28 protein-coding genes and 1 tRNA gene are annotated in these 26,521 nt (G+C 61.5%); 12 read left to right on the forward strand and 17 right to left on the reverse strand.

Going from position 1 to position 26,521, the window contains the following annotated elements; translation table 11 throughout:
* The first annotated feature begins 60 nt into the window (after positions 1 to 60).
* Together D3D01_RS11630 and D3D01_RS11635 are read left to right on the forward strand one after the other, a co-directional pair.
* Positions 61 to 1,212, forward strand: coding sequence for a thiolase family protein (locus tag D3D01_RS11630; RefSeq protein WP_121512291.1), 1,152 nt, complete (start codon positions 61 to 63; stop codon positions 1,210 to 1,212).
* Positions 1,209 to 1,589, forward strand: coding sequence for a Zn-ribbon domain-containing OB-fold protein (locus D3D01_RS11635; protein WP_101350072.1), 381 nt, complete (start codon positions 1,209 to 1,211; stop codon positions 1,587 to 1,589). The genes D3D01_RS11630 and D3D01_RS11635 overlap by 4 nt, the downstream gene beginning before the upstream one ends.
* Here the strand turns inward: D3D01_RS11635 and D3D01_RS11640 are convergent, their stop codons facing one another.
* The 3 genes from D3D01_RS11640 to D3D01_RS11650 all read right to left on the reverse strand — a co-directional run bounded on the left by D3D01_RS11640 (position 1,590) and on the right by D3D01_RS11650 (position 4,392).
* Positions 1,590 to 3,161, reverse strand: coding sequence for a bifunctional UDP-sugar hydrolase/5'-nucleotidase (locus tag D3D01_RS11640; RefSeq protein ID WP_121512292.1), 1,572 nt, complete (start codon positions 3,159 to 3,161; stop codon positions 1,590 to 1,592).
* 88 nt (positions 3,162 to 3,249) lie between these two features.
* Positions 3,250 to 3,729: an HTH domain-containing protein gene (locus tag D3D01_RS11645; protein ID WP_121512293.1), complete on the reverse strand. Its 480-nt coding sequence runs from the start codon at positions 3,727 to 3,729 to the stop codon at positions 3,250 to 3,252.
* Positions 3,730 to 3,807: 78 nt separating this feature from the next.
* Positions 3,808 to 4,392, reverse strand: coding sequence for a hypothetical protein (locus D3D01_RS11650; RefSeq protein ID WP_121512294.1), 585 nt, complete (start codon positions 4,390 to 4,392; stop codon positions 3,808 to 3,810).
* A gap of 148 nt (positions 4,393 to 4,540) precedes the next feature.
* On the opposite strand from D3D01_RS11650, the gene D3D01_RS24085 reads away from it, so the two are divergent.
* On the forward strand, positions 4,541 to 4,690 hold the full coding sequence (locus D3D01_RS24085) for a hypothetical protein (RefSeq protein WP_004517997.1): 150 nt from the start codon (positions 4,541 to 4,543) through the stop codon (positions 4,688 to 4,690).
* A gap of 142 nt (positions 4,691 to 4,832) precedes the next feature.
* On the opposite strand, the gene dpsA is transcribed toward D3D01_RS24085, so the two are convergent.
* Together dpsA and D3D01_RS11660 are read right to left on the reverse strand one after the other, a co-directional pair.
* On the reverse strand, positions 4,833 to 5,366 hold the full coding sequence (dpsA, locus tag D3D01_RS11655) for a DNA starvation/stationary phase protection protein DpsA (protein WP_101351437.1): 534 nt from the start codon (positions 5,364 to 5,366) through the stop codon (positions 4,833 to 4,835).
* Positions 5,367 to 5,544: 178 nt separating this feature from the next.
* Positions 5,545 to 5,934 carry a hypothetical protein gene (locus tag D3D01_RS11660; protein WP_121512295.1) on the reverse strand — a complete coding sequence of 130 codons (390 nt, stop codon included), beginning with the start codon at positions 5,932 to 5,934 and terminating at the stop codon, positions 5,545 to 5,547.
* Positions 5,935 to 6,067: 133 nt separating this feature from the next.
* Here D3D01_RS11660 and acs point away from each other — a divergent pair, with 133 nt between their 5' ends.
* On the forward strand, positions 6,068 to 8,173 hold the full coding sequence (acs, locus tag D3D01_RS11665) for an acetate--CoA ligase alpha subunit (protein ID WP_121512296.1): 2,106 nt from the start codon (positions 6,068 to 6,070) through the stop codon (positions 8,171 to 8,173).
* On the forward strand, positions 8,170 to 9,246 hold the full coding sequence (locus D3D01_RS11670) for a phosphotransacetylase family protein (protein ID WP_101350066.1): 1,077 nt from the start codon (positions 8,170 to 8,172) through the stop codon (positions 9,244 to 9,246). Before acs ends, D3D01_RS11670 begins: the two co-directional genes overlap by 4 nt.
* Positions 9,247 to 9,440: 194 nt before the next feature.
* Here D3D01_RS11670 and bioD read toward each other — a convergent pair whose 3' ends face one another.
* From bioD to bioB, 4 genes are read right to left on the reverse strand one after another with little or no spacing between them, the layout of a single operon-like run.
* Positions 9,441 to 10,175 carry a dethiobiotin synthase gene (gene bioD / locus D3D01_RS11675; RefSeq protein ID WP_121512297.1) on the reverse strand — a complete coding sequence of 245 codons (735 nt, stop codon included), beginning with the start codon at positions 10,173 to 10,175 and terminating at the stop codon, positions 9,441 to 9,443.
* Complete coding sequence (locus D3D01_RS11680; RefSeq protein ID WP_121512298.1) at positions 10,172 to 11,374, reverse strand: aminotransferase class I/II-fold pyridoxal phosphate-dependent enzyme; 1,203 nt, start codon at positions 11,372 to 11,374, stop codon at positions 10,172 to 10,174. The genes bioD and D3D01_RS11680 overlap by 4 nt, the downstream gene beginning before the upstream one ends.
* Before the next feature lie 21 nt (positions 11,375 to 11,395).
* Positions 11,396 to 12,481, reverse strand: a complete 1,086-nt coding sequence (locus tag D3D01_RS11685; RefSeq protein WP_121512299.1) for a transcriptional regulator — start codon at positions 12,479 to 12,481, stop codon at positions 11,396 to 11,398.
* 2 nt (positions 12,482 to 12,483) lie between these two features.
* The gene (gene bioB / locus D3D01_RS11690) at positions 12,484 to 13,599 is read right to left on the reverse strand and encodes a biotin synthase BioB (protein WP_101350062.1); all 1,116 of its coding nucleotides are present in this window, start codon (positions 13,597 to 13,599) and stop codon (positions 12,484 to 12,486) included.
* 105 nt (positions 13,600 to 13,704) lie between these two features.
* Here bioB and D3D01_RS11695 point away from each other — a divergent pair, with 105 nt between their 5' ends.
* On the forward strand, positions 13,705 to 14,520 hold the full coding sequence (locus D3D01_RS11695; RefSeq protein ID WP_101350061.1) for a heme-copper oxidase subunit III: 816 nt from the start codon (positions 13,705 to 13,707) through the stop codon (positions 14,518 to 14,520).
* Between the two features lie 22 nt (positions 14,521 to 14,542).
* On the opposite strand, the gene D3D01_RS11700 is transcribed toward D3D01_RS11695, so the two are convergent.
* A complete protein-coding gene (locus tag D3D01_RS11700; RefSeq protein ID WP_101350060.1) occupies positions 14,543 to 15,064 on the reverse strand; it encodes a hypothetical protein in 522 nt (173 codons plus the stop codon).
* A 3-nt stretch (positions 15,065 to 15,067) separates the two neighbouring features.
* Positions 15,068 to 17,350, reverse strand: coding sequence for a DUF6789 family protein (locus tag D3D01_RS11705; RefSeq protein WP_121512321.1), 2,283 nt, complete (start codon positions 17,348 to 17,350; stop codon positions 15,068 to 15,070).
* A 176-nt stretch (positions 17,351 to 17,526) separates the two neighbouring features.
* Here D3D01_RS11705 and coxB point away from each other — a divergent pair, with 176 nt between their 5' ends.
* Entirely contained in the window at positions 17,527 to 18,246 is a 720-nt protein-coding gene (gene coxB, locus D3D01_RS11710; protein ID WP_121512300.1) for a cytochrome c oxidase subunit II, read from the forward strand.
* Positions 18,247 to 18,252: 6 nt separating this feature from the next.
* Here the strand turns inward: coxB and panB are convergent, their stop codons facing one another.
* Positions 18,253 to 19,062 (reverse strand): 3-methyl-2-oxobutanoate hydroxymethyltransferase, encoded by an 810-nt coding sequence (gene panB, locus D3D01_RS11715; RefSeq protein WP_101350058.1) that lies wholly within the window; start codon positions 19,060 to 19,062, stop codon positions 18,253 to 18,255.
* Between the two features lie 97 nt (positions 19,063 to 19,159).
* Between panB and D3D01_RS11720 the strand changes: the two genes are divergently transcribed.
* Positions 19,160 to 19,387: a DUF5822 domain-containing protein gene (locus tag D3D01_RS11720; protein WP_004961369.1), complete on the forward strand. Its 228-nt coding sequence runs from the start codon at positions 19,160 to 19,162 to the stop codon at positions 19,385 to 19,387.
* On the opposite strand, the gene D3D01_RS11725 is transcribed toward D3D01_RS11720, so the two are convergent.
* From D3D01_RS11725 to D3D01_RS11735, 3 genes are read right to left on the reverse strand one after another with little or no spacing between them, the layout of a single operon-like run.
* Complete coding sequence (locus D3D01_RS11725; RefSeq protein WP_101350057.1) at positions 19,366 to 19,908, reverse strand: HAD family hydrolase; 543 nt, start codon at positions 19,906 to 19,908, stop codon at positions 19,366 to 19,368. The genes D3D01_RS11720 and D3D01_RS11725 overlap by 22 nt on opposite strands.
* A 48-nt stretch (positions 19,909 to 19,956) precedes the next feature.
* The gene (locus D3D01_RS11730) at positions 19,957 to 21,084 is read right to left on the reverse strand and encodes an acyl-CoA dehydrogenase family protein (protein ID WP_101350056.1); all 1,128 of its coding nucleotides are present in this window, start codon (positions 21,082 to 21,084) and stop codon (positions 19,957 to 19,959) included.
* Between the two features lie 38 nt (positions 21,085 to 21,122).
* The gene (locus D3D01_RS11735) at positions 21,123 to 21,623 is read right to left on the reverse strand and encodes a multiprotein-bridging factor 1 family protein (protein WP_101350055.1); all 501 of its coding nucleotides are present in this window, start codon (positions 21,621 to 21,623) and stop codon (positions 21,123 to 21,125) included.
* 131 nt (positions 21,624 to 21,754) lie between these two features.
* Here D3D01_RS11735 and D3D01_RS11740 point away from each other — a divergent pair.
* Positions 21,755 to 21,839, forward strand: a tRNA-Leu gene (locus tag D3D01_RS11740).
* 136 nt (positions 21,840 to 21,975) lie between these two features.
* Here the strand turns inward: D3D01_RS11740 and D3D01_RS11745 are convergent.
* Positions 21,976 to 22,203 carry a hypothetical protein gene (locus tag D3D01_RS11745; protein WP_232794546.1) on the reverse strand — a complete coding sequence of 76 codons (228 nt, stop codon included), beginning with the start codon at positions 22,201 to 22,203 and terminating at the stop codon, positions 21,976 to 21,978.
* 871 nt (positions 22,204 to 23,074) lie between these two features.
* Here D3D01_RS11745 and D3D01_RS11760 point away from each other — a divergent pair.
* From D3D01_RS11760 to D3D01_RS11770, 3 genes are read left to right on the forward strand one after another with little or no spacing between them, the layout of a single operon-like run.
* On the forward strand, positions 23,075 to 24,100 hold the full coding sequence (locus tag D3D01_RS11760) for a DEAD/DEAH box helicase family protein (RefSeq protein WP_147439905.1): 1,026 nt from the start codon (positions 23,075 to 23,077) through the stop codon (positions 24,098 to 24,100).
* 49 nt (positions 24,101 to 24,149) lie between these two features.
* A complete protein-coding gene (locus D3D01_RS11765; RefSeq protein WP_121512302.1) occupies positions 24,150 to 25,343 on the forward strand; it encodes a type I restriction-modification enzyme R subunit C-terminal domain-containing protein in 1,194 nt (397 codons plus the stop codon).
* A complete protein-coding gene (locus D3D01_RS11770) occupies positions 25,336 to 26,070 on the forward strand; it encodes an N-6 DNA methylase (RefSeq protein WP_121512303.1) in 735 nt (244 codons plus the stop codon). The genes D3D01_RS11765 and D3D01_RS11770 overlap by 8 nt, the downstream gene beginning before the upstream one ends.
* Here the strand turns inward: D3D01_RS11770 and D3D01_RS11775 are convergent.
* Positions 26,067 to 26,521, reverse strand: a 455-nt coding sequence (locus D3D01_RS11775) for a transposase (RefSeq protein WP_147439906.1), incomplete at its 5' end; no start/stop codon positions are given. The genes D3D01_RS11770 and D3D01_RS11775 overlap by 4 nt on opposite strands.

Consider the following 26,521-nt stretch of genomic DNA (forward strand, 5'->3'; position numbering starts at 1 on the left):
TACACTCGTTCTATAGGTCAGACCGTAATACATACACGAGACCCCTGTGACGGCACAGGTATGGGAGTCGCAGTAATCGGCGCGTCAATGACGAAGTTCGGGCAACGCGACGCCTGGATCCGTGAGTTACTCTCGCAGGCGGGCGAGGAGTGTCTCACGGACGCCGGCGTCGCGCCCGACGACGTAGAGCACCTGTACGTCTCGAACATGTCGAGCGGCGAGTTCGAGGGCCAGACGGGCATCATGAACCTGCTGGCCCACGATCTGGGGGTGCTTCCGGCTTACAGCGAGCGAGTAGACCAGACCTCGTCTTCTGGCGGGGCCGGTATCTACGAGGCCTGGCAGTCAGTCGCCAGCGGGGCCAGCGAGATGACGCTGCTGGTCGGCGCGGAGAAGATGACCCACAAGACCACGGGCCAGGCGACCGACATCATCGCCTCGATTACCCACCCCGACGAGTACAAACACGGCGTCACGCTCCCCTCCTTTGCCGGGATGACTGCTCGGCACTACCTGGAGCGGTTCGACGCCCCGCGGGAGTCGCTCGCCCGGGTCGCGGTCAAGAACCACAGAAACGGTGTGGACAACCCCAAGGCGCAGTTCCAGAAGGAAATCACGATGGAGAAAGCGCTTGAGTCGCCGATCATCGCTGACCCACTGCGGCTGTATGACTTCTGTCCGATCACGGACGGCAGCGCCGCGCTCATGTTCACGACAGAGGAACGGGCCAAAGAGATTACCGACGAGTACGCTGTCGTCTCCGGCATCGGCGGGGCGACTGATACTCACGTCGTTCACGAGCGCGACGACCCGACTGTCATGGGCGGGGTCGTCGAATCGAGCGAGCAGGCCTACGAGATGGCCGGCGTCGGCCCCGACGACCTCGACGTGGCCGAGCTTCACGACATGTTCACGATTCTGGAGTTCCTCCAGCTAGAGGGCATCGGCGTCGCAGACCAGGGCACGGCCTGGGAGCTGGCAATGGATGGCGCGACCGCCAAGGACGGCGACCTGCCCATCAACACCTCCGGGGGCCTCAAGTCCAAGGGCCACCCGCTGGGGGCCAGCGGCGTCGCGCAGGGCGTCGAAATATACGAACAGCTCGTCGGCGAGGCCGGGCCGCGGCAGGTCGAGGCCGACACCGCCCTGGCGTGTAACGTCGGCGGCTTCGGCAACTGTGTCATCACCACCATCATGGAGGCCGCAGAATGACGCTGGAAGCAGGCATGTGCTCGAACGGCCACGTCTCGTACCCCACCCATCCGCTGTGTCCGGAGTGTGGCGAACCCCAGGAAGAGACCTTCGACCTTTCGGACCGGACCGGCGAGGTCGTCACCTGGACCCACTCGACGGCGACGCCGCCGGGCGTCCGCGAGCCCAACACGCTCGCTATCGTCGAGTTCGACATCACGGACGTCGACGGCGCGAGCGACGAGTTCGTCCGCGCGCTCGGACAGGTGACCACGGACGAAGTCGAGACCGGCGACACGGTCGAACCCGTCTACGTCGAGGAACTCCGCGACCCCGACGCAGGCATCAAGGTGCCAGAGAGCCAGGACTGGGACGGCTACCGCTGGGACCCCGTCTGATTAGTTCTCCTCGCCCTGTCTGGTGATACGCCCCTCCGTCGTCGGCGAAATCGTTCCCGCTTCTTCGATAGTGTTGATGACGAGGTCAGAGAGGAGCGCCCCCTCGTTCGAGGAGACGAGGACGGTGGTGTCACTGAGCATGCTGTAGCCGTCGCCGCCGCCGGAGACGAAGTCGTTGGTCGCCAGCGTGTACGTCGCCGCCGGGTCGACCGGCTCGCCGCCCGCCGTGGCTTCGATGATACGGTCGCCACTCTCCGCGGTGGGGTCGTAGGTGTAGGTGATACCACTGACCTGCGGGAACCGGCCGGCTCCTTCTTCGATGCGGCTGACACCGTTTTCCAGCGCCGCGAGCAGCGTCTCGCCCGTGATTTCCAGTTCGACCACGTTGTTCGGGAACGGGAGTATGTCGACGACCACGCGCCGCGTGATGTCCGCGGGGTTGTCCTCGCTCGCGTCCTCGAAGTACAGCGTGTCCGTCCGGATGCCGCCGCCGTTCATCAGCGCGGTGTCGGCCTCGACATCGGCCCGGATGGTGTCGGCGACGAAGTTCCCCATGTTCGACTCCCGCGCCCGGACGACCGACTGGCGGGTGTCCAGCGGCTGGGTAGTCTGCCCGATGACTACGTCCAGTTGCCGCTCCAGTTGCGTCTCGTAGTGGTTCTGGACGAGGCTGACGAAGGGGTCCGTGCCGGCCGAGGACGCCCCGACGTCGTGCAGCGCGAACTCGTGGTCCGTGACGCCGTCGTCGCCGATGCCCAGCGCCAGCTCGCCGAGGTACTCGTACTCGTCGCCGACGAAGGAGAGGACGGTGTCGTTGACCACCGCCGGTTCTTCCAGCACCGTTGCGGCGTGGTCCCCGATGATGGCGTCGACGCCGTTGACCTCCTCGGCGACGGTCCGTGCGGTTTCGCTCGCGAGGTGGGAGAGCACGATGGTCGCGTCGGCACCGTCGGACTGTATCTGCTCTGTCACTTCCTGCAGTGCGGCGGCCGGGTCCAGGACCTCCGTGTTCTCCCCGATAGAGGTGATTTCGGGGGCTTCCGGCGTAATCAGGCCGGTGATACCCAGCGTAACGCCGCCGACATCTGTGAGGACGTACTGCTGTGCGCCCTGGTCGGCAGCGAAGACGGCCCCGCCCTCGCGGACGTTCGCGCTGACCCAGGTGAAGAGGCTGCCTCCCACCCGCTCGCGGAGGACCTCGGGTCCCATGTCGAAGTCGTGGTTGCCGTAGGTGTCGAAGTCCAGGCCGCCGGCGTTGAACGTCGAGACGACGTGTCGCCCGTCGAACACCGCCGACAGGACCGACGACGCCAGGTCGTCGCCGTTGCCCACCCGGAGCGTGGCGTCCGTGTCCTCGGCGATGTCGTTCATCAGCCCGAAGTACCGGGAGACGTTGAGGCCGTCCGCGCCGGCGTTGGCGAACCGGCCGTGGACGTGGGTGTCGTGCAGGAACGTGACGGTGGTCCCGTCGGTCTGTAACGCGGCGCTTGCGGTCGTCGAGCCGACTGCGAGGCTGCCTAGGACGGCCGCGCCCGTCCCGAGTACGTCACGACGTGTCGCCTGATATGTCATATAGATATGTTATATTAAGAACATGACTTCATACTTTGCGTCGCGGCAAGAGTACTGATGGGTCACAGACGCGGCGAGGCGGGGCGTGTCAGACGGTCGAGACAGTCGTCGAACCGGTGTCCGGGAGGGTCCCCGTCTCGTCGAGTTCCGCGATGCACTCCTCGACAGATTCCGCGCGGCCCGCGTCAGCGAAGGGAGCCACCTGTACGAGGTCGCCGCCCTCGTAGACTGCGAGGCAGACGGCCGGCATGACGAGTTCCCGGCGTTTCTCACCCGTCGTCGAACTGTAACAGAGGCGGGTGTCGAAAAACGGTGCGAGACAGACCCCGGCCTCGCGGGCCCACTCCGCGAACTCGTTGTAGAGGGTTCGCTCGGGTCCGTCACCAGAGCCCTGCAACGGGACGCGTTTCGCCCACTCGACCGTCTCAACCTCAGTGAGTACGCCACGGCACACCAGCTCCTGTAGCTCACGTTTGATAGCGGTACAGCGTTTCTGTGACGGTGCTGGGAGGTCAGACCGGACGAACAGAGTCGCCCGTCGACCACCCGGAGCAGTAGAGCTGGACATGGGTATTCATATCTACACTTGTGCTATAATAAATCATTATGTTTTATGAAGTATGGTTTCGCGCCGTACTGAAATCCGTTACTCCTCATCGCTTCCATCGCCGTTTTCGGTACCGTCATCGCCCCTGTCCGGACCATCGATTTCGTCCTTTATCGACCGTAGCTCGGCATCTACGTCTACTGGCACGTCAGTAGCCTGCTCGGAGTGCGTCTCGTCACTCACCCCCGGCTCATCGGCTAACCGATCTCGGATCTGATTACGCAATTGTTGGGCTTCCTGAATGAGCTCGCGGGCCTCTTCGTCTTCCGGCGTTCCTTCCACAGCCTGCTGGAGGTCTGTCAGTGCACCGTCGAGACGGGAGAGCGTGGCCCGACTCAGTTCACTCGCACGCTGTCGAACTTCGTCGGAGGCGGAGCCGGTCGATGTCGGCCGGCCTTCGGCCATCCGGAGGGCGCGCCGGAGGAGTTTCAGCGCCTCGATATTGGTCTTCAGGACCAGAATGACTGCAGGGATAGTCACGTCGCTGGTGAACCGGAGGAGTTCACCCGGCGTCGGTGGCCTCGGCAGGCCGCTGTCGGTCGTGGGCTCGACCTCCGTCTCAAGCTCCTGTAGCGTCGTGACGAGGTCCGTAATCAGAGCGGTAAGGTCGTCGTCCGAACTCATACCTCTCCCTTGTCGCCTCGGGTACTAAAGGCCGCGCCGTAGCAGCGGCCAGCGTCTGGGAGCCTCCGTCGCGGTGCCGGCGGCTAGTGTCCACGGGTGATTAGGCCAACCAAAATCCTTTTAGCTTTAGGGGTGCCTAACTCTGGTAATGCCATCACAGACGGACGATGTCGAGGCCTCCGAGGATCGCCCGGACGTTGCAGCACTGGACAGCGGTGCTGACAGAACCGTGTTCACCGAAGACGGAAACCGAGACGGCTGGATTTCGACCGACGTAACTGTCGACCTTCGACGATAGTCCGTTCGTCCCCGCTCGCGTTTCTCATTCCTTCGCGTTTCGGACTGCTTCCTGCCGGAGCGACTCACCTCACGCTGTACTCCCCGTGGTAAATGGGGAACTATCCGGGAGGAGAAACTGAGAGAGAAAGGCTTGTGCCGAGTCAGTCCATGACGAGCGTGTCGTCTTCGAGGTAGTGCTCGATGTGGTGGGCGTCTTCTTCCGTCTGCACGATGATTTCACGGAGGATCTGCGCCGTGGCGTGGTCGCCGAGGTTCTCCGCGAGATCGATGTGGTCACGGAGCGACTCGATGACGTCGCCGTACATCTCGAGGTCGTTTTCGAGCGACGTCCGGATGTCGTACACGTCCTGCCCTTCCGGTTCTACCGATGCGTGCTCTTCCTGTGCCTTGCCACCGGCGATGGGCGTGCCACCGAGAGCCTGCGCTCGCTCTGCAAGCTCGTCGGCCGCCTCTTCGGCGTGCTCGGCGGCGTCGCCGAGGAACAGGTGGAGGTCGCGGAACTCAGCACCCTCAACGTTCCAGTGGTGCTTCTTGACCTGATGATACAGCGTGTACGTGTCTGCCAGGTCCTGATTCAGCGCGTTGATTACCTGCTCGGACTTCTCCTTGTCGAGGCGGAGTTCGTTCTCTTCGACTTCCCCGAACTCGCGTCGGACGTGCTCTTGTGTTGGCATGGTCATTTTATCATATAAGTAGAAGCCACTTAAAGATTGTTTTGTGAAAATATGTTTTCGGGAACCCAAAAATTATATTCTCAGATGGAATGGCTGGTTGCTTGAAGTGAAATATTATCCATCAATCACAACTGTCGCTTTCGCCCGGCTTTGACACCTGATATAAGAGGGAAGACGCCTACTGGGGCGACGGCCTGGAAACAACCAGCGCGACAGCGTTCTCACCGATAGCGCCGCTCTCGACCGCTGTTTCACGGAGGACCTGCTCCTGATGGACTGCGACGACAGCGGCGAGCAGGTAATCGTCGAGGCCGAGATGCGTGCCATACTCCTCCCAGACGGTTTCTATGACCGCCACGAAGAACGTCTCTGGAGTGCGGTATAGTACTGCGTCGTCGAATCGCTTTCGCCATTCGTAAACGAGGTCCTCGACACCCGGATTCTCGCGCATCGTTCGCTGGTGGTCGGCGAGCGCGGATCGTAACTGCTTCTCGTCGACCCTGTTCGTCTCCGCAACTCCACGGACTACCGTGTCGTCAAACGGAGCCAGGAGTGTTGCGTCAGTCATCGGACGCCGCTACGGGAGTGACGAACAAAAACACCGTCACACCGAAATCGCGGTAATGAATCGTCTAGATTCCCGCTCGCTGGGAGTTCCCCACACATATATTCGGGCCCCACTGTAACCACCGAGTAGAGGCATGGGACGATTATCGACGTTGTTTGCGCCGGAACGTGTCGCAGTGGTCGGGGCGACCGATTCGGAGGGGTCCGTCGGTCACGCGGTCACCACGAACCTGCTTGATTCGTTTACAGGGGAGGTCGTGGCCGTGAACCCGAACAAAGAGGCAGTACATGGATTGCCGTGTTACGACAACCTCGCCGGCCTAGATGACCCTGGGTCGGTCGATGTTGCCGTTGTCGTCGTGCCGCCGACGGTGGCGGTCGATGTCATCGAGAACGCCGGGGAAGCGGGTATCGAAAACGTCGTCGTTATTACTGCTGGCTTCGGTGAAACCGGCAGTGACGGGGCCGAACGCGAGCGACGGCTCCGCGAGGCGGCCCGCGAATACGACCTGAATCTGGTCGGCCCGAACAGCCTCGGCGTGATGTCGACACCCGTCGGGCTCAACGCCACCTTCGGCAATGTGATGGCCAGCGACGGCGACATCTCTTTTATGAGCCAGTCGGGCGCGTTCATCACCGCCGTGCTGGACTGGGCCGCCGAGCGCGACGTTGGCTTCAAAGACATCGTCTCGCTCGGGAACAAGGCGGTACTCGACGAGAGCGACTTCGTCGCCGAGTGGGGCGACGACCCCGATACCGACGTTATCCTGGGCTATCTTGAGGACATCAACGACGGGTCGTCGTTCGTACAGACGGCTCGTGAGGTGACACAGGACACGCCGATTGTCCTCGTCAAGTCCGGCCGGACGGACGCGGGTGCGAGCGCGGCGGCCTCCCATACCGGCGCGATGGCCGGATCGGAGCGGGCCTACGAGGCGGGCCTCGACAAAGCCGGGACGCTCCGCGTCGAATCCGTACAGGAACTGTTCGACTACGCCCAGATTCTCGCGGGCCAGCCGCTCCCGGACGGAGACGAAATCGCTATCGTGACGAACGCCGGCGGTCCCGGCGTGATGACGACCGACGCGGTCGGCGACTCGGACCTGCAACTCGCGCAGTTCGGTGACGAGACGTTCTCCCGGCTCCGCGAGGAGATGCCCGACGAGGCCAACATCTACAACCCAGTCGACATCATCGGCGATGCGCCTGCGGAACGCTTCGAGACAGCACTGGAAACGGTGCTGGCGGACGACAATGTCTCGATGGCCGTCGTCGTTGCCTGCCCGACGGCAGTGCTTTCCTTCGAGGAACTCGCGGAACGCGTCGTCGAGCAGCAGGAGCGGTTCGAGAAGCCCGTTGCGGCGACACTGATGGGCGGGAAGTCGGTCGATGCCGGTGCGAACGTCCTGAGCGAGGCGGGCGTGCCGAACTACTTCGACCCGGCCCGCGCCGTCGGGAGTCTGGACGCGCTCAGACGCTATCGTGAGATCAGGGCGACCGAGTACGAGGAGCCGACGACCTTCGACGTGGACCGCGAGCGGGCCCGCGAGATACTCGAATCCGGTGCCCGGCGCGGGTCGAATCGGCTCGGTGTGGAAGCGATGGAACTGCTTGACGCGTACGGGATTCCGACACCGCAGGGCGATGTCGTCTCCTCACCCGTCGAAGCAGAGGCTATCGCGGAGGAGATCGGCGACGACGTGGTGATGAAAATCGTCAGCCCGGACATCCTGCACAAGTCGGACATCGGCGGCGTCGAGGTCGGTGTCCCCGTCGAAGACGTCCGAGATACCTACGAGGACCTCGTCGTCAGGGCGCGCAACTATCAGGAGGACGCGACGATTCTCGGCGTTCAGGTACAGGAGATGGTCGACCTCGAAAACGGCGTCGAGACGATCCTCGGAATGAACCGCGACCCGCAGTTCGGGCCACTGCTGTTGTTCGGCCTCGGCGGTATTTTCGTCGAGGTGCTCGAAGACAACACTGTCAGTGTCGCCCCTGTCAGCGAGACCGAGGCAAGAGGGATGCTCGACGACATCGACTCCGCACCGCTGTTGCGCGGTGCGAGGGGCCGCGACCCCGTCGACGAAGCGACGCTCGTCGAAACCATCCAGCGGCTCTCGCAACTCGTCACTGACTTCCCCGCTATCGTCGAACTGGACATCAACCCCCTCGTCGCGACGCCCGACGGGGTGCAGGCGGTCGACCTGCGGCTCACCCTCGACCAGGAGAAACTATGACCGACACGAACACGCTACTCGTCACGTCACTGGAGGAAGGTATCGGCAAGACGGCTATCACGCTCGCGCTAGCGACGCGCGCCCACGACGCGGGCTACGACGTCGGCTACATGAAGCCCAAGGGAACGCGCCTGCGGAGCGCGGTCGGCAAGACGCGGGACGAGGACCCGATGCTCGCCCGCGAACTGCTCGATCTGGAGACCGACCTCCACGACATGGAACCCATCGTCTACTCGCCGACGTTCATTCAGGAAGCCATCCGCGGGCGTGAGGACCCGGATGACCTCCGCAAGCGACTGCAGGAGGGTATCGAGGCGTGCTCGGACGGGACCGACCTGCTCCTTGTCGAAGGGAGCAGCGATCTGGCGACTGGCAGTATCGTCGATCTTACTGACATCGATATCGCGGAGCTGCTCGACGCCCGCGTGCTGTTAGTCACCGGCTACGACACGCCCAGTGACACAGACGAAATTCTGTCTGCGGCCCGGGCAATCGGCGACCGGCTGGACGGCGTCCTGTTCAACGGCGTCACCGACGCGACGGTCGATGAACTCGCAGACGACGTGGTTCCGTTCCTCGAAGGCGAGGGGATTCCAGTCCACGGCATTCTGCCGCGTGACCGCTCGCTCGCCGGCGTCACCGTTGCCGACCTCGCCCGGAATCTCGGCGCGGACATCCTCACTGGCGATGCCAACACCGACGTACACGTCGAGCGGTTCAGCGTCGGCGCAATGAGCGGGAGCAGCGCGCTCGAACGCTTCCGGCGGACGCGCGATGCCGTCGTCGTCACCGGCGGTGACCGCTCAGAGGTCCAGACCGCGGCCCTCGAAGCGTCCGGTATCAAGGCGCTCCTTCTCACAGGTGGGTTCCAGCCCCCCAGTGCGGTTATCGGACAGGCGGCCGAGAAAAACGTCCCAGTGCTGTCAGTCCAGTCGGATACGCGGACGACGATAGACAGGGTTGAGGAGGTACTTCGAACCGGGCAGACGCGCAACGAGGCAACGGTCGACCGTATGCAGACGCTACTTGACGACGGTGTCGACATCGAAACGCTGCTGTCAGTCGATCTGTAGGACCGTCGTTTCGGCTGGGGGTTAGTTCGTTCCTAACGGAACACGGTCCCGCGCTACGGGGTAATCTCCAGATGAAACGTGCCTTACTATTTTAGTGATCGGTAGTCAAGCATCAGATGGAGCCTCACCGGCTCCGTAGTGTCACACGACGGGGGTCTGCCCCCGTTCCATCCCCTTGGGCAACGCACCGACAGCTACTGCTTGAGAGCCGGCTGTAACACTGACTGCGGGAGATGCGTTCTGAGGACGTCAACCACGCAGTCCGCCGGTTCGATGTCAAGCGGTGGAACGGACCAGACGGCACATCCAGTCATCCGCTCGATTACCTCCGGATTCGTGCGTTCTGCGGTCGTCGCACCTTCGTATTCGTTGAGCACGACACCGACGACTGGCACGCCTCTCCGGCGGAGCGCCTGGACTGTTAGCGCCGTGTGATTGAGCGTGCCAAGCCCCGAACGGGCGACGATCAGTGCAGGAAGCCCGACATCCCCGACGAGGTCGATGACCTCTCGACCGTCCGCCAGCGGGACACGCAGGCCGCCGATACCTTCGACGACGGCTGTCTCGCTCCCTGCTACGATGTCGGCGACCCCGTCGCGAATCGCCTCGTAGGAAAGCGTGACATCCTCGGCTGATTCTCTCGCGGCCACTTCCGGTGCCAGTGGCGGCGACAACCGTTCCAGACAGACTGCGGCGTCCGCGGTCCCGCAGACGGACTCGACGAACGCCGCGTCGTTGTCCGGCGGATGTCCGGTCTGGCAGGGCTTGATAGCGACCGCCTCCGTACCCGCGTCCCGTAGCCAGCCCGTCAGCCCGGCGGTCATAACCGTCTTGCCGACGCCGGTGTCGGTGCCGACGACAAACACGCCGTCCGCAGCGATGTGGCCAGTCCCGCGGTCAGAGCCCGAATCCCCACTTGTGTCGCTCATAGCACATCCACCGCTTTGCCCGCGGTTCGGAAAGCGTCGAGACACCGCGCAATGTCGTCGTCGGCATGTGTCGCCATCGGCGCGACCCGGATACGAGCGGTCCCCTCTGGTACCGTCGGCGGCCGAATCGCAGGGGCAACGATACCGTGGTCGCGCAGGCGGTCGGCCAGCTCCAGCGCGTCGCTACGGTCGCCGACGACGACCGGAAGAATATGCGTCTCGCCAAGCACCTCGTAGCCCATGGTCTCCAGCCCGTCCCTGAGTGTCGCCACGGTGTCCCAGAGTGCCGTCGTACGGTCAGTCTCGCAAGCGATTCGCAGCGCCTCTTGAGCCGCCGCGGCGTTCGGTGGCGATAGGCCGGTCGAGAAGACAAACGACCGCGCGGCGTTCAGCAGGTATTCAATAAGCACTTCGTCGCCGGCGATATAGCCACCCTGGCTCGCCAATGCCTTCGAGAGCGTGCCCAACTGCACATCGACGCGGTCACTCAGCCCCTCGCGCTGGACGACACCGCCACCGCTGTCACTGAACAACCCCGTCGCGTGTGCCTCATCGACCATCACCCACGCGCCGTACTCGTCGGCGGCGTCGCAGATAGCCGACAGGGGCGCGATATCTCCGTCCATCGAGAACACAGAATCGGTGACCACGAGCCACTGTTCGTCCCCGTCGACATCGGCCGCTCGCGTGTCCAGTTTCGCCCGGAGGTCGTCCGGGTCGCAGTGGTTGTAAACGACCGTCTCGCTCGCCCCGACGCGACAGCCGTCGATAATCGAGGCGTGGTTCAGTTCGTCCGAAAAGACGACATCCGGGGCCAGCGCGTCGATAGTTCCGATGTTGGCCGCGTAGCCCGACGAGAACACCAGGGCTCGCTCGGTCCGTTTCGAGGCCGCGAGGTCGCGCTCCAGCCGGCGGTGGACCCGCGTGTCACCAGTGACCAGCCGTGAGGCCCCTGCGCCGGTCCCGACAGTCCGTGCGCCAAGTTCGGCCGCTCGCTGGACCCGGCTGTCGTCGGCCAGCCCGAGGTAGTTGTTCGAGGCGAAGACGGCGGCCTCGTCCCCGAATTCCGGTGGTTCTCCCTTCGGGTCGTCGGCAAAGCGGGTCCGCGCCGAGACGGACTCGGCGACTTCCAGATGCCGGCGGAGGTTCTGTGCCTCGCGCTGTTCGAGTCGGTCGTTCAAATCGAAGCCGTGAGTCATGAAAAACAGAATCAAGCGGTTTCAGAAGCCGGGCATCAGGTCGGCAGGGCCGAACACACCGTAGTGCCCGGCGCGGTTGTTGCGGACGCCGGCTTTCAGATAACCCAGTGCCGGCCCGTTGACGTTGGCCTCCATGCTCGTCACATCATCCAATTCGAAGGTATTCGTTCCCGTTTCCCCGTCGAATGTTGTGCCCGTCACGCTGACCGTCGTCGTGGTCGGTTTCTCGTCCGAGCGCACGTCGAGGACGCCGCCGACGTGGACGTCCTCGGCGTCACAGATGCCCGCACGCTCCAGTAGCACGTCGTCGGCGTGCTCCATGTCGTGGAACTCAAGCACGCCGTCGTGTTCGTCGATGAGTTCCTCGATTTCTGCTTCGCTCATCTCCCGGGCTGTCTCGATGTCGTAGCCGTCGAGATGGGCGATGTCCTCCCGGACCGTCCCCCGGTTGTCCTCGTAGCCGGACTTGAGGCCGACGCCCCACCAGATCTCGACTTCCTCGACCTCGACGAAGGACTGGGCGGCGAGCGCCGCCGCGCCGGTCAGGAAGCCGGGGGTCGCGCCCGCCCCGCAGACGAACGTGATGCCCGACTCCTTCAGTTTCGCCTCGCGGTCGTCGAGCATCCTGATGACGCGGGAGCGCTTGAGCACATCTATCATGACTCCCTCGTAGTCGGCCTCAGCGAAGCGCTCGGCCACGCGCGGGATGAAATCGTGTTCGAGGTTCGGCAGTGCCAGCAGAACGGCGTCGACAGCGTCGCTCTCGTGGATAACGTCGTCGATGGGCGTTTCTGTGGGTTTCCCCTGTTCGCTTGCGATAATGCCGGCCTCCTCGCCGTGCTGTTTGACGCCGTCGGATTTGGCGGCGGCCGCGCCGCCGTCGGTCGCAACGTCGTCGTCGTCGAATCCGCCGTCTTGTGGCCCACTCGCGATATTGCCTTCCGTCGCCGCCAGCAGTTCGTCCACGTCGAGACCGTCGTGGTCGATCGCCACGCCGTTGCGGTCACAGGCCGCGACGGCGGTGAGGCCGTCCTTGTGCTGTGAGACTTCGAGCGTCCGCCGTCCGATACCACCGGTTCCAAGCACTGCAAAGCGTATGTCGTCCATTGTCAGTCGTCGGATTTGAGCTCTGATTTGGTCTGTGCTGTTCCTGCCGCCGTCTCGGTGTCTGTCTCGTCGGTCGCGCGTTCTTTGACCGCCTCGGGGTCGAACTCGTTTGCTTCGGTGTTCGGTTCGAGCCCGGCCTCCGCCATGATTTCGAGGTCGTCGGCGGCCGTCTGGCCCTCAGTAGTGAGGTAGTCACCAGTGAGAATGCCGTCCGCGCCGGCCTCCAGTGCGGCCACCTGTCCGTCCGTATCGAGATTTACCTCGCGCCCGCCGGTCAGGCGCACGCGGGATTCGGGATGGAGCAGGCGATACACTGCGATGGTCTTGACGACCTCCTCGGTCGTGATGTCGGGCAGCCCCTGTTCGGCCATGGGGGTTCCAGCGACCGGGTTCAGGATGTTCACCGGAAGCGAGGAGATCCCGATATCTTGCAGGGCCATCGCCGCGTCGACTCGGTCCGTCGGGGACTCGCCCATCCCAAGAATTACGCCGGCACATAGGTCCATGCCGGCGTCCTTGGCGACCCGGAGCGTCTCGACCCGCTTCTCGAAGGTGTGGGTCTGGACGACCTCCGGGAAGTATCGGGGCGAGGTCTCGATGTTGTGATTGTAGTGGTTCAGCCCCTCGTCGGCCAGAATCGCCGCTTCCTCCTCCGTGAGGATGCCGAGGCTGGCGTCGACCTCCACGTCCGTCTCGTCACGGACGAGGCGGATGGCTTCGAGGACCTCCTCCCACTCCTCCGGGCGGTTCTCCTTCGAGACGCCCTTCTCGGCGACGACGATTCCGAACCGCTGTGCGCCGTCGCGCTCTGCCCGCTGTGCGGCCTCCAGTATCTTCTCGGGGCCGAGGAAGCCGTAGTTGTCGATGCCGGTGTCGAAGTGGACCGACTGGGCGCAGAAGCCACAGTCTTCCGCGCAGTTGCCGGCTTTGGCGTTTACGATTGAACACGCATCAACCGTGTCGTCGCCCAGTTGCGTGCGGACGTAGTCGGCCCCGGCCGCCAGGTCGTCGACCGGCTGTGCGATGAGTGCTAGCCCGTCCCGGCGGTCGAGGCGTTCGCCGTCAAGCACGCGGGCGACGGCGTCGTCTACCGTTTGGTTGCCCGTCTCGTAAACCACACTCTCGGTGTCGGTTGACGGTCTGATAAAGATTCGGGTGAGTCCGGCGATGGATGTGTCAGCCGCGGGGGTACGGTTTTACCAGCCCCGGTGCTACAGACCCGCATGGCTGGTTCGACGGAGACGGGAACCGAACACGTCGCCGAAGACGGCCACGAACACCGGAGTCGATGGCCGCTCGTCGCTGCAATCGGTGCCGCGTCGCTGTATCTGAGCGTTGGTCTGGTGTTCGTCGGGCTGGACCTGGTTCCGACCGTAGTCCCGCTCGCGCTAGGCGTACTCGGCGCGGGCGGTCTCGTCGCGGGGCTCGCTGGCTGGGCCAACGAGGCGTTCATCGCCGACTACCTGCAGCGGCCCGGAGACTCCAGCGCAGACCTGTACGCCACGACGATGATCCTGTTCCTCGTCTCCGACGTGGCGACGTTCGCCGCTGGCTTCGTCTACTACGCCGTCATCCGGGCCGGGTCGTGGCCGCCGGCCCACCTCCCGCCGCTGCTCGGCTCGCTCGTGGTCGTCAACACGGCGCTACTTCTCGCTAGCAGTGTGACGCTCCACTACGGGCATGAGGCACTCGAAGACGGAAACCGGAAGCGGTTCCTCGGCCTGCTCGGGGTGACGCTCGCGCTCGGCGTCGTCTTCCTCGGCGGACAGGTGTACGAGTACTACGAGTTCGTTGCCGTGGAGGGCTTCGGCATCGGCTCGGGGGCGTTCGGGAGCGCGTTCTACGGCCTGACCGGCCTCCACGGCCTGCACGTCGCGCTCGGCGTCCTGCTGCTCGGTATCGCGTTCGGTCGCGCGCTCCGGGGCCACTACACGCCCGAGCGGGACACGGCTATCCGGACCACGTCGCTCTACTGGCACTTCGTCGACCTCGTGTGGGTGGTCCTCGTTGTCGTCCTCTACGTCGGCGCTGCGCTCTGAATGAACGCCGAGTGTATGGTCGCTACTTCGACCGGCCGGCCCGCTGTTCTAGCCGCACCAGTCGCCGGTACAGGGGCGGGGCCAAGATGCCGAGAAAGCCCAGCGCAATGGCGAACACGCCGAGCGGAAACTGGAGCGGCGCGGCCGCGAAACAGGTGTTCTCGGCGACGAGAGTAACGTAGTACCGCTCGCCCTCGTAGGTAACGATAGACCCGCGACGGAAAGCATCGGCGTTGGGTACGCTACCGACGACTTGTTCCTCACCGACCGGGTCGTCTACAGCCGTCAGAAACGCCGTCTGCTCTGCCGAAGAGAGGTCTTCGAAGGTTACCTGTGGGAGCCGCGGCCCCTCGTCCCCACCGAACCGCTCGGCGGTCTCCTCCGGCCCTTCCACGCCGATAGTCGGGTTTCCGCAGTTCTCCAGCTCCGGTTCGATAATTGCGTAGCCGCCGGGCACGGCTCCGGCGATACCGACTGCGATGAGCAGGACGCCGACGAAGGGCGCGAGATACTGGAACACGAACGAGTCAGCGCCGTCGCTCATCTGTCAGCCGCCCCCATCGGTCCGGGTCTGTAGCACCTCGTCCGATTTGAGATACTGGAAGGTCACGGTCAGCCCGATGCCGTACGCCCAGTGGGAGACGACGACGAAGGTGAGGTAGCCGACGAACGCGAGCCCGCTCTGGCCGGTGTAGAAGGCGATGGCGAACCCGCTGGAGATGAGCGTCGCAAACACCAGCCCGGTTTCGAACAGCAGGCGACCGGGGAGGTAGTCGGAGAACGCAAGGAACAGGAGCGGCCAAGTGACGGTCCCGCCGATGAGGAACAGGACTGCGCCGATGGCCGGGCTCGCGGGCAGTCCGACCAGTTCGGCGATTTCACCGAACGAGACGGGGTCGAGGACGCCGATGAGTATCGCTGTAATAAGTCCGCCACTCATCAGGACTGTCCCGACGAAGCCGCCGGCTGCGGCCATCCAGGCGTTCCGAGAGACCGTCTGGGCGACGGTGCCGACGCCGCCGGCCAGCCCAGTCGGTTCGGCTTCAGGGGCGTAGGAGCGCCGCGTCGTCTCCGGCTCCGTCGGCTCCATGTCGTACTTGTCCATCAGCCGCTGTTCGAACCACTGCCACTCGCGGGTGAACTGGTTCGTCGCCTTCAGCCCCCACGGGTCCGTCGTCGTCACGGGCGTCCCCCGCCAGTAGGAGACGAGCATGTTGTACAGCCACAGCAGGGCGCTCAGGCCGATGACGTAGCCGCCCACCGTCGCAATCTGCTGGGCGAACTGGTACTCGGGTGGGTAGACGGCCTGCCGCCGCGGGAGCCCCAGCCCGCCGATGACCAGCAACGTCATGAACGTCACGAACGAGCCAAAGACGATGAGCAGCGACTGGAACCGCGCCAGCCGCGTGTCGTACCACCGGCCGGTGATGAGCGGGTACCAGTAGTAGCTCGCGGCGATCATCAGGAACGGAATGATACCGACGACGATGAGATGGAAGTGCCCGACGACGTAGTAGGTCCCGTGATAGAGGATGTCGACGGGGATGACGGCGAGGAACACGCCGGTGACGCCGCCGACGATGAACGTCCCGATGCCGCCGGCACACAGAATAAATGGCGCAGTCAGCCGGATGTCCCCTTCCCACATCGTCGTGATCCAGTTGAACACCTTGATGGCGCTCGGGACGGCGATGGCGATGGAGACGGCCATAAAGGAGAGTTTGACCCGCGGGTCAGCACTTGTCGTGAACATGTGATGGGCCCAGACGCCAAAGGAGAGGACGCCGAGCCCCAGCGTCGAGTAGACGATGAACTGGTAGCCGAACAGTTTGCGGCCGACGAACTTCGGCAGGATGAGGCTCATCAGCCCCGTCGCCGGGAGAAAGAGGATGTACACTTCGGGGTGGCCCCAGAACCAGAACAGGTGTTGCCAGAGGATGGCACCGCCGCCTTCGGTGGCGAAGAAGGCCGTCCCGAGGTTCCGGTCGAGCAGGAGCATCACGAGAGCGCTCCCGAGCAGCGGGAAGGCGAACAGCGCAATCCCGCTTGTGACAAGCATATTCCACGAGAAGATGTCGAGATTTGCCCAGCTGACGCCCTCACCGCGCTCGTAGACGATTGTGGTGATGAAGTTGATGGCTCCGACCGTGGTGGCGATGCCGGAGAGATGCAAGCCGAGCAACAGCAGGTCAATCTGTGGGTTCGGTTGCTGGACCGACAGCGGGGCGTACAGCGTCCAGCCGACGCTCACCTCCCGCATCGTGAGGAAAAACCGGATGGCCTCCGCCGGGAGCACCAGGTTCAGCACCTGGCCCAGCACCTGAATCAGGAGGCCCATCCGGACGAGCAGCAGCGCCGGGGGCAAGAGCCAGAACCCGACGGCGTTGACCCGCGGAAATGCCATATCGTCGGCCCCGATGAGCAGCGGCAGGACGTAGTTCCCGATGCCAAAGAACACGGGCAGGACGAAGAATATCAGCATCGTCAGCCCGTGCGTTGTAAACAGCGCGTTGTACGTTTCCGGCGTCCAGATGTCCGCCGGCGGCGTCAGCAGTTCTGTCCGGAGCATCATCGCGTCGACACCGCCCCATAGACCGGCGGCAGTGCCGAACGCGATGTAGAGCAGACCGATATCCCGGTGGTCCGTTGTCGTCAGCCAGCGGTACACTTCAGACTGGAGTCGACCGATTTCGAATTCAATCTCCTCTCGGGTCGTGTAGCCGCCGTCGCTCTCCGGTCGTGCTTTCTGCCGCTCCCGGAGCCACAGAAGAAGCACCGCCAGCGCCAGCACGGCCAGGGCGGTCCCCTCGACGATAGCCCTGTTCAGCATCTGTCTGTGGCTCGGCACGCCGGGACGAGTGCTCGGTCAGTCATGCTATACGTTACCACTTTCTGACAGGCCCACGGTCATAAAACTACGCAGGGGGCTTGGGTCCGTAGCAGTCACGGCCTCTATGTCCGTGGCTTGGGCAAGTTATTTGACATGCGAATTGGTACAGTGTGACAATGCGTCTCCGACGGCGCGTGATACAGGCAAGTCTTGTCGTGGTCGGACTCTCGCTACTTGCTGCGCCGGCCACAGCGCAGTCGGTCAACAGGGCGGCTATCGACGACCTCAACGAACAGCTCCTGTACGTCGCTCTGCCGCTGACATTGTTCGTCGAACTCACGCTCGTGTACGTGATCTACCGGTTCCGGAACAACGACGACCCGCAACCGACGGTCGACGACCCGGCGCTAGAGGTGACCTGGACGGCCGCGACGGGCGCGATACTCGTCTTCGTCGGCGTCTCGGCGTTCGTGGTGATGGCCAACCCCTACATCACGCCCGCGGCGGCCCAGGCCGCCGACGGGGACGACGCCTTCGCGGACGACACCGAGATAGACGTGCTCGCCTACCAGTGGGGCTGGGAGTTCGCCTACGCAGAGGCGAACGTCACGACTGAAGAACGGCTGGTCCTTCCCGCGGACAGGAACGTCACGTTCAGGCTGCAAACGACGGACGTGATTCACGCGATCTATATCCCGCAACTGGGCGTCAAACAGGATATCTTCCCCGGCCGGACGATGACAGCCAGAACGCGCGCCACCGACCCCGGCGAGTACCGACTGTACTGCGCCGAGATGTGCGGGGCCGGCCACAGCAAGATGGACGCCACTGTTGTCGTCAAGAACCAATCGGCCTACGACGCCTGGCTGGAGAACCGGACGGCCACGGCGGGCTGAGCCTTCTCAGTACAGGTCGTCGAGTTCGTCTTCGGTGTGGCTGTGTGACTCGCCCGGGAACTCGCCAGACTCGACGGCGTCGATATACTCGTCGACAGCGTTGGCCACCTCACCGCGAACGTCACCGAACTGCTCGGCGAAGGGGGGACTCCGCTCAGAGAGGCCAACCACGTCGGTGAACACGAGCACCTGGCCGTCGCAGTCGCCGCCGGCTCCGATGCCGATGGTCGGGATGTCGACGGTCTCAGTAACCTGAGCGGCGAGGTTGGCCGGGATGTGTTCGAGCACCAGCGCGAACGCGCCGGCGGCCTCGTGTTCTCGCGCGAGGTCGAGGATTTCCTCGGCCTCCTCCCGGCCGGTCGCCTGTCTGGTGTAGCCGGTCTGGTTCACGCTCTGGGGCGTGAGCCCGAGGTGGGCCATCGTCGGGATGCCCAGCTCCGTCAGTCGCTCAGTCAGCTCGACCGTATGTGGCCCTGATTCGAGCTTGACCGCGTTCGCACCCTCCTCTTTCAACATTCGTCCGCAGTTCTGGATGCTCTCGCTCTCGTCTGCGCCGAAGGAGAGAAACGGCATATCGGCGACGACCAAGGCGTCGTCTGCGCCGCGTGCGACCGCGCCGACCCGGGACGCCATCTCGTCGAGGGTGACCGGGAGCGTGTCGTCGTGACCGAGAACGGCGTTCCCCATACTGTCGCCGACGAGAATGATGTCCACACCGGTGTCATCTACGATGCTCGCGGTCACGGCATCGTACGCTGTCAGCATCGTGATCGGCTCCTCACCAGCCATCGCCTGCAGATCCCGGACAGTTGGCATATCCGAGCGGGGGCGCGCCTCCGCCTTACCTGTTCGGGTTGCGCGACTCGGTCAGGAAATCGCAAGGCGCTTGCCCCACCTAGCTGTACCATCGGACGTGCCAACAGTCGAGAAGACGGACCCGGACGGCGTAGATTTCGGGTGGGTAATGCAGGTCACGTTCGTGACGACGATTCTCGTCGGCTCGCCGCTCGTCGTCCTCGCGTCAACCGCGGTCACGCTTCAGACATGGACCGCGCGGGCGCTGTTCGCGGTCCGCGTCGGCGCGCTCATCTGGTTCCTGACGGCCGTCTGTGTCTACCTCTACGCGCGGTACCGGGCCTGATCGAACTCGCTCGCCCACTCGAAGGCCATCCCGGCCCGCTGGGCGGCCGTCGCGTCGCTCTCTGAATCGCCGACAAATACGGCTGCACCGGGATCGACCCCGATTTCGTCGGCGATCGCCAGCAGTCCCTCCGGATCCGGTTTCGATGACGCGACGGTGTCACGGCCGACGACCGGGCCAACGTAACTGTCGAGGTCATGAACGTCCAGCGCCAGCTGGCACGCCTCCTCTGCGTTGAGCGAGCACACGCCGACAGGGACGCTGTGTGGGAGCCCCTCGGCGAGCGCCAGTCGCTCCGACTCGTGCGCACCGGTCCGCTCGTGGTCGGTGATCGTCGCTTCGACGGCGTCACGGTGGCCAGTCTCCGAGGACAGCGTCAGCATCTCCCAGAGGTCGCGGGCCCCAGGGTCGACGTTTCGGTCGCGCAGGACCGTCGCAACGTCGCTGGTCACCGTCCCCCAGTCGACAGCCAGCCTGACGAGCGTCCCGTCAAGGTCGTAGATGACGGCGTCGTGTGTCACATACAGTGGTACGGCCGACGCCCGCAAAACCGCTTCGCACTCTTGGACTCACTCCAGCAAGTCCTGTGCGATGATGTTTTGCTGGATTTCGCTGGTCCCCTCGTAGATAGTCGTCACCTTCGCGTCGCGGTAGAAGCGCTCGACGGGGTAGTCGGTCGTGTACCCGTAGCCGCCGTGGATCTGGATCGCCTCGTTCGCCACATCGACCGCTGTCTCACTTGCGAAGTACTTCGCCATGCTCGCTGCCGCTCTCGGCTGCTCGCCGCGTTCTAGTTGCTGTGCGGCGTTCCACGTCAGTAATCGCGCGGCCTGCACATTCGTCGCCATGTCCGCGAGTTTGTGCTGAATCGCCTGGAACTCGCTGATCGGCTGGTCGAACTGTTCGCGTTCCGTGGCGTAGTCGAGGGCCTCGTCGAGCGCGGATTGTGCGAGGCCGACCGCCTGAGCGGCGATAGCGACCCGGCCGGTCGTCAGAATCGACAGCGCTGCAGCCAGCCCTTTGCCTTCCTCAGTCAGTTGGTAGCGCTCGGGCACGCGGACGCCGTCGAACTGGAGGGGGGTCGTGTCGCTCGCACGGAGGCCGAGCTTGTCCTCTTTTTCGCCGGCGGTGAGCCCGTCGGTGTCTTTCGGCACCAGAAACTGCGTTATCGAGTCGGGGTCGTCGGGGTCGGTCTTCGCGAAGACGATGACGACGCCAGACCGTTTGCCGTTGGTTATCCACTGCTTCTCGCCGTTGATGACGTACTCGTCACCGTCCCGTCGAGCGGTCGTTGACATCTCCCGCGGATTCGACCCCGCCTGTGGTTCTGAGAGCGCGAACGCGCCGACCGGGCGGCCGTCGACCATCTCCGGGAGCCAGTCGTCTTGCACTGCCTTGGAGCCGAACTGTGCGATACATGAGGTCGCGAGGCAGTGGACAGACAGCGCCGTCGCGACCGCAAGCGACCCATACGCGAGTTCCTCGTTGACCAGCGCGTACGTCGGCTTGTCGGCGTCGAAGCCGCCGTATTCGGCTGGCGTCGTCAGTCCAGTGATGTCGATATCTGCGAGCCCGTCCCAACACTCTTCGGGAAAGGACTGCTCACGGTCGGCATCGGCGGCTTTCGGGCGGATATCCTCGACGGCGAACTCTCGAACGGTGTCACGGATGGCTCGCTGCTCAGCGGAGAGATCCATACCGACAGTTACGCCGGAGTCGGCAAAATATCAGGGGGTCAGCTGGACTCGACGAGGTCGATGTCGAGGTACTGTTCGAGCGCCTTGATCGTCGACCCGCCGACGTTCGCCTGCGTCGCGCGCCCTTGCTCGACAGCGAGGATGTCCGCTTCGTCCAGATCGAGCTCCTCGGCCAGTTCACTCGTCTGCAGTCCCTCGTCTTGGCGCGCCTCTGTCACGCGCTCGCCGTACTTGCTGACCAGATACGGGAGCTGGTCGTCGTCGTAATCAGCGCCGTCTTCCCAGTGAGACGTGTCGGCTTGCTGTGCGTCCTGTAGCTTCGCCGCGTTCTGTGCGGCTTTGCGTTTCCGGTTCTGCTCGTCGCGCGAGCTGTCACTGCCTGTCGTTCGCTCGTTTTCCCCGTGGTCACGCGCACAGCTGTCACACACCTGAAGGGTCGCACCAGCGACGTTCGCGGTCTGGAGGTCGCCGTCGCTACCGCAGAGCTCACAGCTCCCGCCGGCGCTGTCGCCACCACTGCCGGTCGAGTATTTGGCCATGCCCCCCGTAGCGGTTTCGTGATATTTCAAACGTCCGGTTCGACCGAGTGTCACACCCTCCCGGGGCGGCTCTAAACGAAAGCGCTTTTATTTACCCACCGGAAACAGTTGAATGCACTAAGCAAGAGCGCGCGTGGGTAGCCAAGCCAGGCCAACGGCGCAGCGTTGAGGGCGCTGTCCCGTAGGGGTCCGCCGGTTCGAATCCGGTCCCACGCACTCTCAGAGTGCAGGTGCATTCCCTTGGGACTGCACCCACGCAAACTTACTTCGGACACAACGCTTCCAGAGCGTTCGCCGTCCAGTCCGTTCTCAAGAAATCGAGAGACGTGTCCCGAGCGAGCGCACGCCTCGCTCACCGCATCTCGTCGAGCGCGACAGCGTGCTCGATGTCGACCGAAATCCAGTGAGTCGGGAGCTCACCGTCCTGATCGCTGAAGACGGTGAGCTCCGTCGGGTTGTCCGCATCGTCGACCGCATAGTCGAAGCGAGTTGCTCCCGCGGGGCGAGCAGACGGGTCACGGAGTGGGTCATACACCGACATCGTCAGTCCCTCGTTTGGAACGAGGCGGACATTCCTCATAAGCGGCAGTTGCGATTCCTGCGGTGTGGGAATCAGGTCTGACACCGAGGGCGGAGTCTGTAGTCGGAGTGTCCAGGCCGGATTCGAACCAGAGCAAGAAATGCTCGCTCACAACGGTTCGCTGCGCGTTCTTTGCAGGGTTCGAATCCTCATTCCGCATTCACGCCTCTCACGAGTTGTTCAAGCCGAGAAGTGCGCGGGACCGGATTCGAACCGGCGGACCCCTACGGGATAGCGTCCTAAGCGCTTTGGCCGCCAAAGGCGGCTCAATCGCCCCATAGAGAGGTTTCCAACTCGCCTACTTATATACAGAAGTGGCTTGCTTATAAACTTATCCACGGCATAGCGTTAAGCAACATCTCCTATTTTGGACTGACTTGCGACGTATCATGACCGTATTTGTTGGAACTGGCTCTGAGCCAAGTGCGATTCAGAACTCACTCTAAAACCATTGAGCGCAGAGCTGACTGTGAAGACAAATGCGAGTCGGATGGTCAAACCAGCCACCCGAATGAATGCCCCGACAACTGCGACCGCTGTACTGACCTTGTGCGAACCGGCGACCCCGTGCGAGCGTATGCGACCCACTACGAACGTGACGGGTGGATACTCCGACGAGTGTGGTGTGACGAATGTGCTGAGGCGACTATCCAAGAAGAGACAGATGGTGCCGATGAGGTGATAGTCGAAGCCGTGTTCTGGGAGCACCGGCTCGTCTCAGTAAAAGAAAAACACAGGAGCAAAGCAAAGTAAGGCGGAGACAAGTCTCTAACCTCACTTTACTGATTATTTCTCCCGCTTTGACCTTCCCACTTATTACCAGTCGGTGGTTTTGTAGGATAGTGACAGAGATTATCTGGAGGTGACTGCTGTGGGGAAAACACCAGAGCAAATAGCTGAAGACAAAATTGAGTCGGAACTCGAACGGCAAGGATGGGAGCAAATCGATTCGGATGCGAACCGGACAGGCTACAGTAAGTACGTGGGCCTGCCCAACGGGAAAGAAGCGGACTATGTCTTGTATCTTAGCGGGCGGCCTGTTGCTATAATTGAGGCTAAGAGAGAGTCTAAGAAGCCGAGAAATCATCTTCAGCAAGCACGGAACTACGCGAAGGTGATTACTGGGACCAAGAAGTTCAAAAATACGTACGCAGTCCCCTTCGTGTTCGCTTCGAATGGAGAGGAGATTGTGATTGATGACCTCCGCGAAGGAACACCTGGTATTCGAACTATTCGGTCATTCTACTCATCAGAGGATATCTCTCGGAGGTTATCGCTGAATATCGAATCTGGATTGGACTGGCTGGGCTCACACACTCACGAGGATACTGATAAAGAACTGTGGGAAAATCAGAGGGAGGCATTGGCAAATATCAAGGAATCCATCCAGAATCGAGACCACCGGATTCTGGTGAGTATGGCGACCGGCTCTGGGAAAACGAGGCTTGCAATGGCTCTAACCTATCAGTTATTGGAATCTGGATACGCAGGCCGTGTCTTATTCGTCCCTGATACGGAGCAACTTGAGCGGGATGCACTCCAAGCGTTTCAGTCATACGACCCTCTGGGGGCACCGAGATTTTCTGACAAGTACATCACCCGAGATTTCGACAAATATCGTGACGCAGGCAATGCAGATGTCGTCGTTTCTACGATTCAGAAAGCCCACTATGAGTTGAAAGAGAACGAGGAGAGCTGTTCTGTAGGCGAGTTCGATGTCGTGATAGCAGACGAATGCCACAGAGGGATATACAATTCTGAGGAGGGATACGGCAAAGTTCTGGATTACTACGACAGTGTCGAAATCGGTCTCACAGCTACCCCCCCACCAGAAGACACTACAACGCTACAACAACAATCACGTTTACAGCTACGACTATCACCAGGCGTTAGATGATGACAAGGTCGTCCCATTCAGACCATACGTAGTTCAAACCGAGGCTACTATGGATGGGATAGTGTATGATGGGGTCCACTACCCTCCAAGCGATTTCGGGACCAACGTACTGATACACGACACCCACCGCAAGGTTGCTGAAGAGATAGTCGAGATTGCCGATATCGAAAACGACCTCACACTTGTATTTGCGCAGAACATTGACCACGCAAACGTAATCGCTGAAGACTTTAGAGAGGTATTCCGCGATAAACTTCAGATAGAGAATCCTGAAGAGTTTGTTAAGACCATCACCAGTGAAGACCGTCATTCAGATGGTGCGCTGGCTGATTTCAAAGACAAGCGACGTACCCCTCGCGTAGCTGTTACGGTTGATATGGTTAGTACAGGTGTTGATGTACGGCCCCTAAATAACCTCATCTTCCTCAGAGCTGTAAAGTCAAGTATATTATACAACCAGATGGTTGGACGTGGGACGAGAAATACCCCTCAAAAAGAGTTCTTCCGGTTATTCGATTGTATAGGTGTGCTTGACTATCATAAAGACAATATGTTCTCGACGGAAAATCTGGATATTCAGTACACGGACTCGGATGAGGTCAAAGACCCCACCCCAACGGATGACCCCGTTGAAATTGAAGAGAAAGACATCGATAGGGTGGTCAAACAGCATCAAGCGTACCCACTGGAAAGAGGATTTGTCAGTGACGATGAATTCATTTCTGAAGCATCAGATGCGATAGAGCGAAACAAGCAGAAAATAAAGAATGCTGTAGAGGATGCTGAATCGATTGAAGAGGCAGATGAGCAGATAGAAAGTGTGCTTTCGAACGAGTGGCAGTACTTTACTCGGGATTACATACTTGACGCTGCACCTGAGCACATTGACTCATTATTTGAACTTTCTTCAGAGGTCATTGTTGGCCACAACTCGATAAGAGCGAACTCGGAACGCGCAAGAAAAGCTATCGCAAGCAAATACGACCTGACTGATGAACAGAAAGAGTGGCTCAAAATGTTCGTAGAGCGAGCAGTTATTGAGAAAAGAACGGTCTCGAAACAGCAGTTGCTCGAAAAACCCTTCAGCGACCACGGTGGATACGACCGTGCTATGCAGTTATTCCAAGAACCAAATGTCGACACAGTGATTTCTGAATTCAATCAACATCTCTTATCCATCGTAGAGTCACCAAGTAATAACACGGGTGGCACTCAATCGACTAACGCATCTGACTATGCCTGAAATAGACAAGACCGCCCTTTGGCGAACCTGCGAACCAATGAGAGAAGATGGAATGGCTATATCCAGATACTTGGAGCAGTTATCTGGCCTTCTTTTTTTGAAAGCGTGCGAGTCGTCAGGGAAGCTGACATTTGAGAGTTTTGACGAAGAAAGCGATAGCCTCTATCTACCAGACCCCTACAGATGGGACTCAATAATCGGACGCACAAATCTTAGTAATTATGAGTACGAGAATGAATTTGCTAAGCCTATAGGAACTAATAAGCACCCATCGGAGATGGATGGATTAGAACGGTATGAGGAAGCTGTTGAACACCTGAAAGAAGACGGTTCTCTTGCACAAAGAGCCTTTGACCAGTTTAGTCCACGGTTTAATAGACCCTCAACTTTTGTTGATACTATTCAGCAGATAGACAGTCTTGAAGGCTGGAATAATTTCGGCGAAAATGCGGATTTATTCGGTGATTCGTATGAGTACTTGTTGGAAAAATATGCTGATAAGGCCGAAGGGGCAGGTGAATACTTCACTCCAAGACCGCTCACAAATGCGATAGTGGAATTTATCGAACCAAATATTGATGAAGAAATAATTGACCCAGCTGCTGGAACAAATGGCTTCCTCATTCAGTCATATAATTACCTAAAAGATGAAACTGACAACTTCTCTCAGATGCAAAATACTGACGTAGAGAGTCATTTTGCATCCCGAGCATTCGTTCTAGTTTAGTGGCGGTCAAAGCCGAACTCACCTCGTTCAACCTGCTCACGTAACCGATCTCTGTGTGGATTTGGATTTCGTGATGCCCACAGCAACAGCTCGTCCAAATCCGGCAGTTCGTAGCCCAACTCAACCATGAGATACAGCTGGATCAGATGAGCGTGGCGTTCAACGGCTAGCGAACAGCGACGACGAGGGAGCCGCGACGCCGACCTGTCGGCGTCTGCGGCGGCTTCGCCCTCACGCTGTCTTGCCTCAATCGACCGTAACTCATCCACAATAACACGACTCATCATCAACGAAATCGCCGCCATGATGATCAGCGCCTCTATGATGTAGGTGTCGGTCGTCTTGATCTCGTCCAAGCCGAACCGCGACTTCAACTCCTTGAACAGCAGTTCGACCTCCCAGCGCGCCCGATAGAGCTGCGCGATATCGGGCGCGCTGTACTCCTCACGCG

Source organism: Haloarcula sp. Atlit-7R (assembly GCF_003666065.1).
Lineage (GTDB): Archaea > Halobacteriota > Halobacteria > Halobacteriales > Haloarculaceae > Haloarcula > Haloarcula taiwanensis.

What these genes read in the sequence shown, in the direction of transcription:
- D3D01_RS11745 (WP_232794546.1), bottom strand. Translation starts at nt 22,203, where the DNA reads ATGAGGAATGTCCGCCTCGTTCCAAACGAGGGACTGACGATGTCGGTG.
- D3D01_RS11645 (WP_121512293.1), bottom strand. Translation starts at nt 3,729, where the DNA reads ATGTCCAGCTCTACTGCTCCGGGTGGTCGACGGGCGACTCTGTTCGTC.
- coxB (WP_121512300.1), top strand. Translation starts at nt 17,527, where the DNA reads ATGCGTCTCCGACGGCGCGTGATACAGGCAAGTCTTGTCGTGGTCGGA.
- D3D01_RS11765 (WP_121512302.1), top strand. Translation starts at nt 24,150, where the DNA reads ATGGATGGGATAGTGTATGATGGGGTCCACTACCCTCCAAGCGATTTC.
- D3D01_RS11770 (WP_121512303.1), top strand. Translation starts at nt 25,336, where the DNA reads ATGCCTGAAATAGACAAGACCGCCCTTTGGCGAACCTGCGAACCAATG.
- acs (WP_121512296.1), top strand. Translation starts at nt 6,068, where the DNA reads ATGGGACGATTATCGACGTTGTTTGCGCCGGAACGTGTCGCAGTGGTC.
- D3D01_RS11695 (WP_101350061.1), top strand. Translation starts at nt 13,705, where the DNA reads ATGGCTGGTTCGACGGAGACGGGAACCGAACACGTCGCCGAAGACGGC.
- D3D01_RS11660 (WP_121512295.1), bottom strand. Translation starts at nt 5,934, where the DNA reads ATGACTGACGCAACACTCCTGGCTCCGTTTGACGACACGGTAGTCCGT.
- D3D01_RS11680 (WP_121512298.1), bottom strand. Translation starts at nt 11,374, where the DNA reads ATGACTCACGGCTTCGATTTGAACGACCGACTCGAACAGCGCGAGGCA.
- D3D01_RS11650 (WP_121512294.1), bottom strand. Translation starts at nt 4,392, where the DNA reads ATGAGTTCGGACGACGACCTTACCGCTCTGATTACGGACCTCGTCACG.
- D3D01_RS11670 (WP_101350066.1), top strand. Translation starts at nt 8,170, where the DNA reads ATGACCGACACGAACACGCTACTCGTCACGTCACTGGAGGAAGGTATC.
- D3D01_RS24085 (WP_004517997.1), top strand. Translation starts at nt 4,541, where the DNA reads ATGCCATCACAGACGGACGATGTCGAGGCCTCCGAGGATCGCCCGGAC.
- dpsA (WP_101351437.1), bottom strand. Translation starts at nt 5,366, where the DNA reads ATGCCAACACAAGAGCACGTCCGACGCGAGTTCGGGGAAGTCGAAGAG.
- D3D01_RS11630 (WP_121512291.1), top strand. Translation starts at nt 61, where the DNA reads ATGGGAGTCGCAGTAATCGGCGCGTCAATGACGAAGTTCGGGCAACGC.
- D3D01_RS11705 (WP_121512321.1), bottom strand. Translation starts at nt 17,350, where the DNA reads ATGCTGAACAGGGCTATCGTCGAGGGGACCGCCCTGGCCGTGCTGGCG.
- D3D01_RS11640 (WP_121512292.1), bottom strand. Translation starts at nt 3,161, where the DNA reads ATGACATATCAGGCGACACGTCGTGACGTACTCGGGACGGGCGCGGCC.
- D3D01_RS11730 (WP_101350056.1), bottom strand. Translation starts at nt 21,084, where the DNA reads ATGGATCTCTCCGCTGAGCAGCGAGCCATCCGTGACACCGTTCGAGAG.
- D3D01_RS11635 (WP_101350072.1), top strand. Translation starts at nt 1,209, where the DNA reads ATGACGCTGGAAGCAGGCATGTGCTCGAACGGCCACGTCTCGTACCCC.
- D3D01_RS11685 (WP_121512299.1), bottom strand. Translation starts at nt 12,481, where the DNA reads ATGGACGACATACGCTTTGCAGTGCTTGGAACCGGTGGTATCGGACGG.
- D3D01_RS11700 (WP_101350060.1), bottom strand. Translation starts at nt 15,064, where the DNA reads ATGAGCGACGGCGCTGACTCGTTCGTGTTCCAGTATCTCGCGCCCTTC.
- bioD (WP_121512297.1), bottom strand. Translation starts at nt 10,175, where the DNA reads ATGAGCGACACAAGTGGGGATTCGGGCTCTGACCGCGGGACTGGCCAC.
- panB (WP_101350058.1), bottom strand. Translation starts at nt 19,062, where the DNA reads ATGCCAACTGTCCGGGATCTGCAGGCGATGGCTGGTGAGGAGCCGATC.
- D3D01_RS11735 (WP_101350055.1), bottom strand. Translation starts at nt 21,623, where the DNA reads ATGGCCAAATACTCGACCGGCAGTGGTGGCGACAGCGCCGGCGGGAGC.